Source organism: Escherichia sp. KTE52 (genome assembly GCF_000408325.1).
Classification (GTDB): domain Bacteria; phylum Pseudomonadota; class Gammaproteobacteria; order Enterobacterales; family Enterobacteriaceae; genus Escherichia; species Escherichia marmotae.
This window is the reverse complement of record NZ_KE138680.1, coordinates 1309215-1324559: the sequence shown is the minus strand read 5'-3', so window position 1 is coordinate 1324559 and position 15345 is coordinate 1309215. Positions and strand designations below refer to the sequence as shown.

Below are 15345 nucleotides of genomic sequence, written 5' to 3'. Positions count from 1 at the left end.
ATATTTTTATAGGCTGATGCATACGTCCTTCACAGTGCATCAGTGTTGATGGAAACGAAGATAGACATTCAACAGAGCAATAAAAGTGATCAAAACCACACCAATTGAAACGTTGTTTTATTTTTATAGGATCATTGTTTTTATTTTGAAATTGATCACAAAAAAACCACCGCTATCTGCGATGGTTTGTTTTTTATGCTGGCAAATGGCGTTAACGCCTCATTGCAGCAGGCAATATGCGATTATTTTTTCGCGGCGAAACGTGCCGCTGCTTCGTCCCAGTTCACCACGTTCCAGAACTCTTTAATGTAGTCCGGACGGCGGTTCTGGAATTTCAGGTAGTAAGCGTGTTCCCACACATCCAGACCCAGAACAGGGAAGCCGGAAGCGCCAGAGATAGCTTCGCCCATCAGCGGGGAGTCCTGGTTAGCAGTAGAAACCACCGCCAGTTTATCGCCTTTCAGCACCAGCCATGCCCAGCCGGAACCAAAGCGGGAAGCTGCCGCTTTCTCAAATTCTGCTTTGAAGTTATCAACGGAACCGAAATCACGTTCGATAGCCGCTTTCAGATCGCCCTGCAGGGTGGTGCCTTTTTTCAGGCCTTTCCAGAACAGGCTGTGGTTAGCATGGCCGCCTGCGTTGTTGCGCAAAACGGTTTTCTTGTCTGCTGGCAGTTGATCCAGCTTAGTGATCAGCTCTTCAACCGGCAGGTTGGCAAATTCTGGCAGGCTTTCCAGCGCCGCGTTAGCGTTGTTGACGTAGGCCTGATGGTGTTTGGTGTGGTGGATTTCCATGGTCTGCTTATCGAAGTGCGGTTCCAGGGCATCGTAAGCATACGGCAGGGATGGCAGGGTGTAGCTCATATTCATCTCCAGTATTGTCGGGCGGCCGATTGTTAATGCCGCGTAAGCAGTTGGTTCATTATAGTTAATTAAATGATATTGAAAATGATTATCAATGCCGTACTTTTCGTAAGGATATGGTTTTGCAGGAAAATGCCAGAGATGTGAGCCAAATCACCCACTTAATGCCGTGATTGCCAGTAAATCGGCAACGGCGGCAACAGGCGAAAGGTTAATCGACAGCACGATTTTTACACTCATCTCGTCGGAGATGTGACGCGACGAAAAATGATGAGGATAAGAAAATGAGTAACGCGATTACGATGGGGATTTTTTGGCATTTGATCGGCGCGGCCAGTGCAGCCTGTTTTTACGCTCCGTTCAAAAAAGTAAAAAAATGGTCATGGGAAACCATGTGGTCAGTCGGTGGAATTGTCTCGTGGATTATTCTGCCGTGGGCTATCAGCGCCATGCTACTACCTGATTTCTGGGCATATTATAGCTCGTTCAGCCTCTCTACCTTGCTGCCGGTATTTTTGTTTGGCGCAATGTGGGGGATTGGTAATATCAACTACGGCCTGACCATGCGTTATCTCGGCATGTCGATGGGGATAGGTATCGCCATTGGCATTACGTTGATCGTCGGTACACTGATGACGCCAATTATCAACGGCAATTTCGATGTGTTAATTAATACCGACGGTGGGCGAATGACGTTGCTCGGCGTGCTGGTAGCGCTGATTGGCGTGGGAATTGTGACCCGCGCCGGGCAATTGAAAGAGCGCAAAATGGGCATTAAAGCCGAAGAGTTCAACCTGAAAAAAGGGCTGGTACTGGCGGTGATGTGCGGCATTTTCTCTGCAGGGATGTCCTTTGCGATGAACGCCGCAAAACCAATGCATGAAGCGGCTGCCGCGTTGGGTGTTGATCCATTGTATGTCGCTCTGCCAAGCTATGTTGTCATCATGGGCGGCGGCGCGATTATTAACCTCGGTTTCTGTTTTATTCGTCTGGCAAAAGTGAAAGATTTGTCGCTAAAAGCCGACTTCTCGCTGGCAAAACCGCTGATCATTCACAACATATTGCTCTCGGCGCTGGGCGGTTTGATGTGGTATCTGCAATTCTTTTTCTATGCCTGGGGTCACGCCCGCATTCCGGCGCAATATGACTACATCAGTTGGATGCTGCATATGAGTTTCTACGTTCTGTGCGGCGGTATCGTCGGTCTGGTTCTGAAAGAGTGGAACAATGCGGGTCGCCGTCCGGTAACGGTGTTGAGCCTCGGCTGTGTGGTGATTATTGTCGCCGCCAACATCGTTGGTATGGGCATGGCGAATTAATCTTTCTGGGAACAGAGATGACGCCACTGGCTGGGCGTCATCCCGGTTTCCCGGGTAAACACCACCGAAAAGTAGTTGCTGTCTTCAAAGCCACATTCTGTCGAGATATCACTGATTAACAGGCGGCTATGCTGGAGAAGATATTGCGCATGGCACACTCTGACCTGCCGCAGATATTGATTGATGGTCATGCCGGTCTGCTGGCGAAATTGCTGACGCAGGACGCGTTCACTGCACGATGCCTCATCACAAAATTTATCCAGCGCAAAGGGACTTTTCAGGCTGGCCGCCAGCCGGGTAATCAGCTTATCCAGCAACGTTTCGCTGGATGTTGGCGGCAACGAATCACTGGTGTAACGATGACGCTTCAAAAGCATCACCAACTGCCCAAACAGTAACTCCGCCATCTCGTTGGCGAACGGTGCATGCTGACAGCTTTCGTGCTCAAGCTGACCGATAACCTGCCGCGCCTGTGCCATGCCTACGCTACCTAAACGCCAGTGTGATTGTCCTGCGCTGGCGTTAAATCCCGGAATCGCCCCCTGCCAGTCAAGACTAAGCGTCAGTCGCTCCGGACAATAAATAATGTTCTGCAACACCAGATCGTTAACGGAAGCGTAGGAGTGTTTATCATCAGCGTGAATATAAAAGAGATCGCCACGGGTAATGCGATAAGGGCGATCGTTGAGCACATGCAGACCATTACCGCGCCAGACGATCACCAGTTCACAAAAATCATGTGTATGTTCGGCAAAGACATCCTGCGGATAACGGTCAGCAACAGCGACCGCCTGCTGTTCGCTGGCAAAAAAATCTTTTTTGCGAAGGATTAACTGATGAACCACCGTGCCACCTCAGCCAGAAAACGCATTTGATTATTCATAATCTGGCGTGGAAATACGTTGAGAAGATTCGCGTTATTGCAGAAAACCATCCCGCCCCTGGCGAATATCACGCGGTGACCAGTTAAACTCACGGCGAAACAGCGTCGAAAAGTGGTTACTGTCGCTGAACCCGCAGCGATATGCGATTTCGGTCACGCTGGCCTCGCTATGACGTAACAGATGACGCGCCTTCACCAACCGTAAACGGTTAAGGTAACGCTGGGGAGTCAAACCGGTTTGCTGTTTTAGCTGACGATGCAAAGTGCGTAGTGACAGAGAAAACTTATCCGCCACCGTTTCCCAATTCACCTCGTCGGCAAAATGCTCCTCCAGCCAGGCCAGGAGCAAGTTCAGACGTGATTCACGACTTTCCATACTCTCCTGCAAACTGTTTTTACGCAGCAAGAGCAGTAATTGCATAAACAAAATCTCGCGACTGGCTTTCGAGGGTAAATCACTCGCCCTTTCATGCTGTTCCAGTTGCGAAACCAGTTGCCGCACCTGCTGCAATACGCTTTGGCTCACGCGCCAGTGAGACGGATATTGCCCGTCCAGCTCTTGCGGAAGAAGCTGATGCAGCCCGGCGAGAAACTGAAATCGATCCGGTGAGCGATACAGCACATTGGTCAAACACAGATTGTCCGTATGTTCATATAAATGCCGATCATGATCGCGCACGAAGCAGATTGTGCCACCGGAGATGGTATAAGGCTGCCCATTGAAAACGTGGATACCCGTGCCATGTTCAACAATCACAATCTCATGAAAATCATGGTGATGCTCAGGGAAATCAGCTTGCGGAAGCCGGGGTTCTATCGCCACAGACGCGTGACCAGACGGAAAAAAATCCACACTTTGTAATACGGTCATACTGGCCTCCTGATGTCATCAACATGGCGGAATAGTAATCAAGCGGTTTGGTTCTTACCTTAAATTTTTGACGGCAAAACTCGTAAAAAATGTCGATTTTTCAAGATACAGCGTGAATTTTCAGGAAATGCGGCAAACATCACACCACCACAATTCAGAAAATTGTGAACGCTATCACGTTCATCTTTCCCTGGTTGCCAGTGGTGTATTTTCCTGTCAGTAACAAGAAGGTAGCGAACTCGGGCGCTTTTTAGACTGGTCGTAATGAAATTCAGCAGGATCACATTATGACCTTTCGCAATTGTGTCGCCGTCGATCTCGGCGCATCCAGTGGGCGCGTGATGCTGGCGCGTTACTCCCGTGAATGTCGCAGCCTGATGCTGCGTGAAATCCACCGATTTAACAATGGACTGCATAACCGGAACGGCTATGTCACCTGGGATGTGGATAGCCTGGAGAGCGCCATTCGCCTTGGGCTAAACAAGGTTTGTGAGGAAGGGATTCGTATCGATAGCATCGGTATTGATACCTGGGGCGTGGACTATGTACTACTCGACCAACACGGTCAGCGCGTGGGTCTACCTGTTGCTTATCGAGATAGCCGCACCAGTGGTCTGATGGCGCTGGCACAACAGCAATATGGAAAGCGCGATATTTATCAGCGTAGCGGCATTCAGTTTTTGCCCTTCAATACGATCTATCAGCTACGTGCGCTGACAGAGCAACAACCCGAACTTATTCCACACATTGCTCACGCTCTGCTAATGCCGGATTACTTTAGTTATCGCCTGACCGGCAAGATGAACTGGGAGTACACAAACGCCACCACCACGCAACTGGTCAATATCAATAGCGATGACTGGGATGACTCCCTGCTGGCGTGGAGCGGTGCCAACAAAGCCTGGTTTGGCCGCCCGACGCATCCGGGCAATGTCATTGGTCACTGGATTTGTCCGCAGGATAATGAAATTCCTGTGGTCGCCGTTGCCAGCCATGATACCGCCAGCGCGGTTATCGCTTCGCCGTTAAACGGATCACGCGCCGCTTACCTCTCCTCCGGAACCTGGTCATTGATGGGCTTCGAAAGCCAGACGCCATTCACCAATGATGCGGCGCTGGCAGCCAACATCACCAATGAAGGTGGTGCGGAAGGTCGCTATCGGGTGCTGAAAAATATTATGGGCTTATGGCTGCTTCAGCGGGTGCTTCAGGAGCGGCAAATCAACGATCTCCCGGCACTTATCGCTACGACACAGGCGCTTCCGGCCTGCCGCTTCATCATCAATCCCAATGACGATCGCTTTATTAATCCTGACGCGATGTGCAGCGAAATTCAGGCTGCGTGTCGGGAAACGGCGCAACCGATCCCAGAAAGTGATGCTGAACTGGCGCGCTGTATTTTCGACAGTCTGGCAGTGCTGTATGCCGATGTGCTGCATGAACTGGCACAGCTACGCGGTGAAGATTTCTCGCAACTGCATATTGTCGGCGGCGGCAGCCAGAACGCACTACTCAACCAGTTGTGCGCCGATGCCTGCGGTACTCGGGTGATCGCCGGGCCTGTAGAAGCTTCAACGCTCGGCAATATCGGCATCCAGTTAATGGCGCTGGATGAACTCAACAATGTGGATGATTTCCGTCAGGTGGTAAGCGCCACTGCGAATCTGACCACCTTTACCCCTAATCCTGACAGTGAAATTGCCCACTATGTGGCGCAGTTTCGCTCTACACGACAGACTAAGGAGCTTTGCGCATGACCACTCAACTGGAACAGGCCTGGGAACTGGCGAAACAGCGTTTCGCGGCGGTAGGGATTGATGTCGAGGAGGCACTGCGCCAACTTGATCGCTTACCCGTTTCAATGCACTGCTGGCAGGGCGATGATGTTTCTGGTTTTGAAAACCCGGAAGGTTCGCTGACTGGAGGGATTCAGGCCACCGGCAACTACCCGGGAAAAGCGCGCAATGCCGAAGAGCTGCGTGCCGATTTGGAACAGGCTATGCGGCTGATTCCGGGGCCGAAACGGCTTAATTTACATGCGATCTATCTGGAGTCAGACACGCCAGTCTCGCGTGACCAAATCAAACCTGAACACTTCAAAAACTGGGTTGAATGGGCGAAAGCTAATCAACTCGGTCTGGATTTTAACCCTTCCTGTTTCTCGCATCCGCTAAGCGCCGATGGCTTTACGCTCTCACATGCCGACAACCGCATTCGCCAGTTCTGGATTGATCACTGTAAGGCCAGCCGCCGCGTTTCGGCCTATTTTGGCGAACAACTCGGCACGCCATCAGTGATGAACATCTGGATCCCGGATGGCATGAAAGATATCACCATTGACCGCCTTGCCCCGCGCCAGCGTTTGCTGGCAGCACTGGATGAAGTGATCAGCGAAAAGCTGGATCCGGCGCACCATATCGACGCCGTAGAGAGCAAATTGTTTGGCATTGGCGCGGAGAGCTATACGGTTGGCTCTAATGAGTTTTATATGGGTTATGCCACCAGCCGCCAGACTGCGCTGTGCCTGGATGCCGGACACTTCCACCCGACTGAAGTCATTTCCGACAAGATTTCCGCCGCCATGTTGTATGTGCCGCAGTTGCTGCTGCACGTCAGCCGCCCGGTACGCTGGGACAGCGATCACGTCGTGCTGCTGGATGATGAAACCCAGGCGATCGCCAGCGAGATCGTCCGTCATGACCTGTTTGACCGGGTACATATCGGCCTCGACTTCTTTGATGCCTCCATCAACCGCATTGCCGCATGGGTCATTGGTACACGCAATATGAAAAAAGCTCTGCTGCGTGCGTTGTTAGAACCGACAGCCGAACTGCGCAAGCTGGAAGCGGCAGGCGATTACACCGCGCGACTGGCGTTGCTGGAAGAGCAGAAATCGTTGCCGTGGCAGGCGGTATGGGAAATGTATTGCCAGCGTCATGATACGCCAGTGGGTAGCGAGTGGCTGGAAAGCGTGCGGGCTTATGAAAACACGATTTTGCGTCAACGCGGGTAAATACCGCTGAATGCGGCACAAGTGACTTATCCGATCTACAGGTCAGCAACAGTTATATGCCTGATAAGACGTATCAGGCATTGAGTGCCGGATGCGGCACAGGTGCCTTATCCGGCCTACAGGTCGTGCATCCGACAACACCGAATTTACAGGAACACAGAACATGCAAAACATTACCCAGTCCTGGTTTGTCCAGGGAATGATCAAAGCCACCACCGATGCCTGGCTGAAAGGTTGGGACGAGCGCAACGGCGGCAACCTGACGCTGCGCCTGGATGACGCCGATATCGCGCCTTATCACGACAATTTCCATCCACAACCGCGCTATATCCCGCTCAGTCAGCCAATGCCTTTACTGGCAAATACACCGTTTATCGTCACCGGTTCCGGCAAATTCTTCCGTAACGTCCAGCTCGATCCCGCTGCCAATTTAGGCATCGTAAAAGTCGACAGTGACGGTGCGGGCTACCACATTCTCTGGGGGCTAACCAACGAAGCCGTTCCGACCTCCGAACTTCCGGCTCATTTCCTCTCCCACTGCGAACGCATTAAAACCACCAACGGTAAAGATCGGGTGATCATGCACTGCCATGCCACCAACCTCATCGCCCTCACCTATGTGCTGGAAAACGACACGGCGGTTTTCACCCGCCAACTGTGGGAAGGCAGCACCGAGTGCCTGGTGGTATTCCCGGATGGTGTCGGCATTCTGCCGTGGATGGTGCCAGGCACGGACGAAATCGGCCAGGCCACCGCGCAAGAAATGCAAAAACATTCACTGGTACTCTGGCCATTCCACGGCGTCTTCGGCAGCGGTCCGACGCTGGACGAAGCGTTTGGCCTGATCGATACCGCAGAAAAATCGGCGGAAGTGTTGGTAAAAGTGTATTCGATGGGCGGCATGAAACAGACCATCGGTCGTGAGGAGTTGATAGCCCTCGGCAAACGTTTCGGCGTTACGCCACTGGCTAGCGCGCTGGCGCTGTAAGGAGTAAACATGATCCGCAAAGCCTTTGTTATGCAGGTAAACCCCGACGCCCACGACGAGTATCAACGTCGGCATAACCCGATCTGGCCGGAACTGGAAGCGGTATTGAAATCTCACGGCGCGCATAACTACGCTATCTATCTCGATAAAGCGCGAAATTTGCTGTTTGCCAGCGTGGAAATTGAATCTGAAGAACGCTGGAATGCGGTTGCCAGCACTGACGTTTGCCAACGTTGGTGGAAATATATGACTGACGTTATGCCCGCTAATCCGAATAACAGCCCGATCAGTAGCGAGCTACAAGAAGTGTTTTATCTGCCGTAATCCATTGCGGTGCCGGATACCCCTCCGACACCGTAATTACAACTGATTAATATAGATTTTGCTAACGCAATTTATCCAACATCTCCCTGGTCAATTAAAAACGCCAGCTCACACCAGTGACAAACATAAAACTCTCATAACGATCGATCATTGGGCTGTCGGTAATCTCGTCCGGCAGCTTCGGCCAGAAACGCACTTCTGCTGGCGTAATCAGGATGATTGCGCACGTAGGTATCAATCTTGTTCAGTAACCCTTTCGGCATTGTAATATTGATTCGTTCAGCCCGACCTTCGAACTGATTCATATTGATATCTACCAGCAGCCATTGCCCGCCAATAAAGTCCTGCACCCGCTGAGCCAGATGTTTTGGTAGCAATCACGATAGCGCGATTTATATAGGCCGTCAGGTGGATAAAGTTGACTCAGGAATGTCGCTCGGAAGAAGAATAATGGTGTGCAGTAACTTGTTGAAAAGATGCGAGGATACTCGCAATTTAGTTCAATAAATATTCAGCTATTCAAGACGTAAACATTTGAACCGATAAGACGCGCAAGCGTCGCAGATAGTGATAACGTGCGCGTTGCTTATGCCGGATGCGGCGTGAACGCCTTATCCGGCCTACAAAATCATGCAAATTCAATATATTGCATGAGCCATGTAGGCATGATAAGACGCGTAAGCGTCGCATCAGGCAATGAATACCCGATGCGACCCGCTTCTTACATCAGAACAGCCCCAACGGTTTATCCGAGTAGCTCACCAGCAGGCACTTGGTTTGCTGGTAATGATCAAGCATCATCTTGTGGGTTTCACGCCCAATACCCGACTGCTTGTAGCCGCCAAACGCCGCATGTGCCGGGTAAGCGTGATAACAGTTGGTCCACACGCGCCCAGCCTGAATGCCGCGCCCCATCTTATAGGCCAGATTGCCGTTACGACTCCAGACGCCTGCGCCCAGGCCATATGGCGTATCGTTGGCAATCTCCAGCGCCTCATCCATCGTCTTAAATGTCGTCACCGCCAGCACCGGGCCAAAAATCTCTTCCTGGAAGACGCGCATATTATTCTGACCAAACAGGATCGTCGGTTCGAGGTAGTAGCCGTCTTTCAGTTCCCCTTCCAGTAGCTTACGCCGCCCGCCGGTAAGCACATCCGCACCCTCTTTTTTACCGATATCAATGTAATTGAGGATGGTTTCCAGTTGTCCGTGAGAAACCTGCGCGCCCATTTGCGTCACGCTGTCGAGCGGGTTACCGCTACGAATGCTTTCAACACGACGGATGGCGCGTTCCATAAAGCGTTCGTAGATAGACTCCTGCACTAAAGCACGACTCGGACAGGTACAGACTTCGCCCTGGTTGAAGGCGAACAATGCAAAGCCCTCCAGCGCCTTGTCGAAGAAAGCATCTTCTTCATCCATGACATCAGCAAAGAATATATTTGGCGATTTACCGCCCAGCTCCAGCGTCACCGGAATAATGTTCTGGGTAGCGTACTGCATAATCTGCTGACCGACTTCCGTTGAGCCGGTAAATGCCACTTTAGCAATGCGTTTTGAGGTCGCCAGATATTCGCCAATTTCGCCACCAGCGCCGTTGACCACGTTGACTACGCCTGGCGGCAGTAAATCACCCACGATTTCCATCAGCAGCAGCACCGAAAGTGGAGTGAGTCGCGCCGGTTTCAGCACCACACAGTTGCCCGCCGCCAGCGCCGGAGCCATTTTCCAACTCGCCATCAACAGCGGGAAGTTCCACGGGATAATTTGCCCCACCACACCTAACGGTTCGTGGAAGTGATAAGCCACGGTTTCGCTATCCACTTCACTGATCCCGCCTTCCTGCGCCCGAATACACGAAGCGAAATAGCGGAAATGGTCAATTGCCAGCGGCACATCGGCAGCACTGGTTTCACGAATGGGCTTGCCGTTATCCCAGGTTTCTGCCGTCGCCAACAGTTCCAGATTTTGCTCCATCCGATCGGCAATCTTAAACAGAATCGCCGCACGATCCTGCACCGAGGTATGCGCCCATTTATCTTTCGCTTTATGGGCTGCATCCAGCGCCAGATCAATATCGCGTTTGCCCGAAGACGCCACTTCGCACAGAAGCTGCCCGGTCACTGGCGTCAGGTTCTGGTAGTACTCGCCGTCGGCGGGCGCGACCCATTCGCCGCCGATAAAGTTGTCATAGCGGGTTTTTAACTTGAGGGGGAAACCATATTCGCCGGGCTTAATCTGTGCTGAAGGGGGATTGTTGGTCATGGTAGTCTCCTTGCTGTGTGAGGTATAACAAGGGTAGACATGGTTGGTGAAATCTTCGCCAGCCGGTGATAGCTTTACGACGGCAATCACAAATTTACGGGCAAGGATTACAGAGATAGTTGATAAAAAACGGCTGACAATTTGCCAGCCGTTACGGGAAGGTGATTACATCGCAGCGCGATAAATCGCCATAATTTCTTCGTGAGTTGCCTGAATCGGGTTAGTAAAACCGCAGGCGTCTTTCAGGGCATTGGTCGCCAGCACCGCAAAATCTTCCTCTTTTACGTTCAGGTCACGCAGACCCGCAGGGATATTCACTTTCTTCGCCAGTTCACGAATAGCGTTAATGCAGGCTTCTGCACCTTCCGCGTCGTTTTTACCCGTCACGTTCACGCCCATTGCCGCCGCGCAGTCACGCAGACGCGCACCGGCAACTTTGCTGTTGAACACCTGAACATGCGGCAGCAGAACGGCATTGCATACGCCGTGCGGCAGGTTGTAGAAACCGCCTAGCTGGTGCGCCATCGCATGAACATACCCCAGAGAGGCATTGTTGAACGCCATACCCGCGAGGAACTGAGCGTAGGCCATTGCTTCACGCGCTTTAACGTTGCTGCCATCTTCTACTGCTACTGGCAGGTTTTCGGCAATCATGGTCACTGCTTTCAATGCGCAAGCGTCGGTGATCGGCGTTGCCGCAATAGAAACATACGCTTCGATGGCGTGCGTTAAGGCGTCCATCCCGGTAGCGGCAGTCAGTGATTTCGGCATACCGATCATCAGTGAGGAGTCATTGACAGAAAGCAGCGGAGTCACGTGTTTATCCACAATCGCCATTTTGATGTGACGCGCTTCGTCGGTGATGATGCAGAAACGGGTCATTTCAGACGCAGTGCCCGCAGTGGTATTGATGGCAATCATCGGCAACTGCGGTTTTGCAGAGCGATCAACGCCTTCGTAATCGCGAATATCACCACCGTTGGCTGCCACCAGCGCAATACCTTTTGCGCAGTCGTGCGGAGAACCACCACCTAAGGAAATCACGCTATCACAATTATTTTCTTTTAGTAATTTCAAACCTGCCGCGACGTTTTCCGTGGTTGGGTTCGGCTGGGTGCCATCATAAATAACGCTAAAAATATTGCGTTCTTCCAGTGCTTTTTGCACATCACCCGCCATGCCTAATTTCGTTAACATATTGTCAGTAACAATTAATGTACGGCGAAATCCATATTCTGCCATCATATTCATTGCATCATTCAATGAATCAGCACCGATGACATTCACTGAAGGAATAAAAAAGGTTGAAGCTGCCATAAAACACTCCTGGAAGAGTAAAAAGGGCTGGCAGATTACAAAGTATTTTCATTCGAAAATATGATCGACATTCCCGTTTATTAAAATATTTTTAATAAAAAGCACGTTATATTCATAATACAACGTGCTTCCTTAATATTAATAAGAATTTTGTATTAATTCATATTTATTATGAATTAATCATTTCCTTATTTTTCGGGAAATAATAATGCGTCACGTAATAAATGATCATTTCCACGGCGACGCGTAAAGCCAATCCGGTCAAAATATTCCAGAATTTGAATCGCCAGTTTTCGGCCAACGCCTAAGCGATCGCGGAAATCCGCCGCGCAGGTCGAGCCACACTCCTGATCGAGATCACGGATCATATTGGCAAACTCGACAATTCGATCATTGCGATAATAACGATCTTTGACGATCGCCGTAATTATCCCCTGCTGTGCCGCCTGGCGCAGCGTCAGGCGCATTGCCTGCTCGTCGGTTCCCGTCTCTTTTGCCAGGTCGCGTACCCACCACGGCTCGTCGCCAAACAGCGGTTCCACTTTTTGCCAGATAGCCTGCTGCTCTTCGCTAAATCCGGCTTTGTGATCCGGCAGATGCAGCCAGCCGTGATGGCTGTGGATCTCGCCGCTTTCGCGCATCTTTTCAATCAGCAACAGTACCAGGGCTTCATCTTCCATCGGCAACGCCATGCGCCGCAGACGTTCGCGTCCCGGCCCTGGTTCGTCGCGATGCTGTTCATGATAAGCCGCTAATGTGTCGAGAATTTTACGCTGCCAGCGAGCAGCAACCGGTGCATTCAGCAAGCTATAACCGGCCTGAATATAGCCCGGCTGTTGCAGCAATTCGCGCATCCCTTCGCCGTTGAGCTGACGCGCCCATGCAAAATCCGCGAGATTCACCGCACCGCGCTCCAGGTGAACAGCCAGCGCTTCGGTATCATTCTGCACCCGTGCCAGTGACGCCAGCCATTGCAGATATTCCGGCTTACGTTTACCGCGGCGCGGCGGGTTGAGCATCACCACGCGGGCACCCGCCAGCGTATTGCGGGCCGAGATATCGCGTAGCACTAAGCGATCGTTATCCGCCAACCACAGCGGCGTGTCGAACACCAGTTCGGCAAGGTTATCTTCCAACAGCGAAACACGCCCCGTAACGTGGCTGGCGGCGTGGTGAATATGCAGCGGCTGCCACTGGGTCAGCGGCGTATGGGTTTGAAGCTCGACAATCACCCGCGTGAACGGATCTGGCGGCACATCTGCCAGCAGCCAGTCGCCTCGATTAATCTGTTCTTTCTCCGCATCACCGGCGATATTAAGCGCAATACGCTGCCCGGCATGGGCGGTTTCTGTTGGTTGATTTTGCGCATGGAGAGCACGCACGCGCATCGGTTTATTTACCCCCGTCAACCATAATGAATCGCCAACATTCACTTCCCCACTTAACGCCGTACCCGTCACCACCAGCCCGGCACCTTTTACGGTAAAAGCACGGTCGATAGCGAGGCGGAAACTGTGCTGACTGGCGTGTTCACGTTCCGGCAACTGAAGCAGATGTTCGCGCAGAGCATCAATTCCCCTTCCTTCAGTCGCTGCGGTGACAAACAGTTTTGCCTCAGCAAAACCGTATTCCCGCAGCACCTCCTTTACCTGGCGTTCAACCTCATCAACGCGCGCTTCGTCCACGCGATCGGCTTTGGTCAGCGCGACGGTCAGCATCGGGTTACCGGTAAGCTGCAAAATCGCCAGATGCTCACGGGTCTGTGCCATCACGCCGTCATCGCACGCCACCACTAACAGCGCATGATCGATACCACCAACGCCCGCCAGCATGTTGGAAAGAAACTTTTCATGGCCGGGAACATCAATAAATCCAGGAACGCGTCCATCCGGCTGCGGCCAGTAGGCATAGCCGAGATCGATGGTCATACCGCGCTTTTTTTCTTCCGGCAGACGGTCGGCATTTACGCCAGTAATCGCCTGTAATAATGTCGTTTTGCCGTGGTCAACGTGTCCGGCAGTCGCAATAATCATTTCAACAACATCTCCAAAAACCGTTGCTCATCTTCAAGGCAGCGTAAATCCAGCCACAGACGCCCGTCGTAAATGCGGCCAATCACTGGCACCGGCAATTCACGCCAGCGGGCGGCTAATGCCTCAAGGTGGCTACCGCGTCCATCATGAGGTGTAAACGTTAATGCCGCGCTCGGCAGGCGATCAACAGGCAGCGAACCACTGCCGATCTGCGACAAGCATGGCATAACTTGTACCGCAAACTCCGCGCCGTAATGTGCGGCAAGGGGAGCCTGTAAACGTTGCGCCTGGATTTGAATGACCTCTGCGCTGCGGGTAAGCAGACGCAGGGTCGGTAATTTTTCTGTCAGAGCCTCAGGGTGTAAATAAAGACGCAGCGTGGCTTCCAGCGCCGCGAGGGTCATTTTATCTGCGCGTAATGCACGCTTCAGCGGGTGACTTTGCAGCCGGGCGATCATCTCTTTTTTACCGACGATAATCCCTGCCTGTGGCCCGCCTAACAGCTTGTCGCCGGAGAAGCTCACGAGGCTGACGCCCGCGGCAATCAACTCCTGTGGCATCGGCTCTTTCGGCAAACCGTACTGGCTAAGATCGACCAGCGAACCGCTGCCTAAATCAGCCACTACTGGAACATCCAGCTCTCTACCGAGCACCACCAACTCCGCTTCGTCTACCGCTTTGGTGAACCCCTGAATGCTGTAGTTACTGGTATGCACCTTCATCAACAGCGCGGTATTTTCATTCACCGCCTGACGATAATCATTAGCGTGGGTACGGTTGGTGGTTCCTACTTCATGCAGGGTACAGCCTGCCTGACGCATTACGTCAGGGATACGAAACGAGCCACCAATCTCCACCAGTTCACCGCGAGAAACCACCACCTCTTTGCCGCTGGCAGTTGCTGCCAGCATTAACAGCACCGCCGCCGCATTATTATTGACGATGCAGGCATCTTCCGCGCCAGTAAGGCGGCACAACAACTGTGCCAGCGCGCGATCGCGATGCCCACGTCCGGCGTCATCCAGATCATATTCCAGCGTCACCGGTGAACGCATAACTTGCGCAACAGCTTCCACCGCCGCTTCCGCCTGCAATGCCCGACCAAGATTAGTATGCAGCACCGTTCCCGTCAGGTTGATCACCGGACGCAGCGCGCTCTGCGCCTCTTTCGCCAGTCGGGCATTGACTTCTTGCGCCCAGTTCTCACACCACGCGGGTAGCGTCTGACTGTCGCGAATTACTTCTCGCGCTTCGTCAAGCATCTGACGCAGCAACTCCACCACGCGAGTGTGGCCATAAGTATCACGTAAAGAAAGGAAGGAACTATCACGCAATAAGCGATCAATAGCGGGAAGCTGACTATAGAGGGAACGCGTTTCGGTTGTCATAGGAAACCAGGCTCATCAAGGCCCTCTCACACGGAGAAGGGCGTTTAACATAACCGCAGATTGTAACGTGAGAAGTGTCTG

Annotated in this window: 12 protein-coding genes and 2 pseudogenes; 5 read left to right on the top strand and 9 right to left on the bottom strand. The window is 52.2% G+C overall.

Annotated features, from left to right (window positions below; all coding sequences use genetic code 11):
- Positions 1–242: 242 nt before the first annotated feature.
- Positions 243–863 carry a superoxide dismutase [Mn] gene (gene sodA, locus A1SC_RS05395; RefSeq protein ID WP_010350891.1) on the bottom strand — a complete coding sequence of 207 codons (621 nt, stop codon included), beginning with the start codon at positions 861–863 and terminating at the stop codon, positions 243–245.
- Between the two features lie 284 nt (positions 864–1147).
- On the opposite strand from sodA, the gene rhaT reads away from it, so the two are divergent.
- On the top strand, positions 1148–2182 hold the full coding sequence (gene rhaT / locus A1SC_RS05400) for an L-rhamnose/proton symporter RhaT (protein WP_001517487.1): 1035 nt from the start codon (positions 1148–1150) through the stop codon (positions 2180–2182).
- On the opposite strand, the gene rhaR is transcribed toward rhaT, so the two are convergent.
- The gene (rhaR, locus tag A1SC_RS05405; protein ID WP_016262737.1) at positions 2179–3027 is read right to left on the bottom strand and encodes an HTH-type transcriptional activator RhaR; all 849 of its coding nucleotides are present in this window, start codon (positions 3025–3027) and stop codon (positions 2179–2181) included. The two genes, rhaT and rhaR, sit on opposite strands and share 4 nt — an antisense overlap.
- 72 nt (positions 3028–3099) lie before the next feature.
- Positions 3100–3936, bottom strand: a complete 837-nt coding sequence (gene rhaS / locus A1SC_RS05410) for an HTH-type transcriptional activator RhaS (protein WP_016262736.1) — start codon at positions 3934–3936, stop codon at positions 3100–3102.
- A 287-nt stretch (positions 3937–4223) separates the two neighbouring features.
- Between rhaS and rhaB the strand changes: the two genes are divergently transcribed.
- The 4 genes from rhaB (at position 4224) to rhaM (ending at position 8261) form a co-directional block, all read left to right on the top strand.
- On the top strand, positions 4224–5693 hold the full coding sequence (gene rhaB / locus A1SC_RS05415) for a rhamnulokinase (RefSeq protein ID WP_016262735.1): 1470 nt from the start codon (positions 4224–4226) through the stop codon (positions 5691–5693).
- Positions 5690–6949: an L-rhamnose isomerase gene (gene rhaA / locus A1SC_RS05420; protein WP_016262734.1), complete on the top strand. Its 1260-nt coding sequence runs from the start codon at positions 5690–5692 to the stop codon at positions 6947–6949. Before rhaB ends, rhaA begins: the two co-directional genes overlap by 4 nt.
- 163 nt (positions 6950–7112) lie before the next feature.
- Positions 7113–7937 (top strand): rhamnulose-1-phosphate aldolase, encoded by an 825-nt coding sequence (rhaD, locus tag A1SC_RS05425; protein WP_016262733.1) that lies wholly within the window; start codon positions 7113–7115, stop codon positions 7935–7937.
- Between the two features lie 9 nt (positions 7938–7946).
- A complete protein-coding gene (gene rhaM / locus A1SC_RS05430; protein ID WP_000619483.1) occupies positions 7947–8261 on the top strand; it encodes an L-rhamnose mutarotase in 315 nt (104 codons plus the stop codon).
- 94 nt (positions 8262–8355) lie between these two features.
- On the opposite strand, the pseudogene A1SC_RS25940 reads toward rhaM, so the two are convergent.
- The 6 genes and pseudogenes from A1SC_RS25940 to selA form a co-directional block, all read right to left on the bottom strand.
- Positions 8356–8448: pseudogene (locus A1SC_RS25940) on the bottom strand (MipA/OmpV family protein); the annotation flags it as partial.
- Positions 8429–8626, bottom strand: a pseudogene (locus tag A1SC_RS0122320) (type II toxin-antitoxin system HicB family antitoxin); the annotation flags it as partial. The pseudogenes A1SC_RS25940 and A1SC_RS0122320, both read right to left, overlap by 20 nt.
- 361 nt (positions 8627–8987) lie before the next feature.
- Positions 8988–10526, bottom strand: a complete 1539-nt coding sequence (gene aldB, locus A1SC_RS05435) for an aldehyde dehydrogenase AldB (RefSeq protein ID WP_016262732.1) — start codon at positions 10524–10526, stop codon at positions 8988–8990.
- A 165-nt stretch (positions 10527–10691) separates the two neighbouring features.
- Positions 10692–11843, bottom strand: a complete 1152-nt coding sequence (yiaY, locus tag A1SC_RS05440) for an L-threonine dehydrogenase (RefSeq protein WP_000741511.1) — start codon at positions 11841–11843, stop codon at positions 10692–10694.
- A gap of 188 nt (positions 11844–12031) precedes the next feature.
- Positions 12032–13876 (bottom strand): selenocysteine-specific translation elongation factor, encoded by a 1845-nt coding sequence (gene selB / locus A1SC_RS05445; RefSeq protein WP_016262731.1) that lies wholly within the window; start codon positions 13874–13876, stop codon positions 12032–12034.
- Complete coding sequence (selA, locus tag A1SC_RS05450) at positions 13873–15264, bottom strand: L-seryl-tRNA(Sec) selenium transferase (protein WP_016249401.1); 1392 nt, start codon at positions 15262–15264, stop codon at positions 13873–13875. The genes selB and selA overlap by 4 nt, the downstream gene beginning before the upstream one ends.
- Positions 15265–15345: the final 81 nt, after the last annotated feature.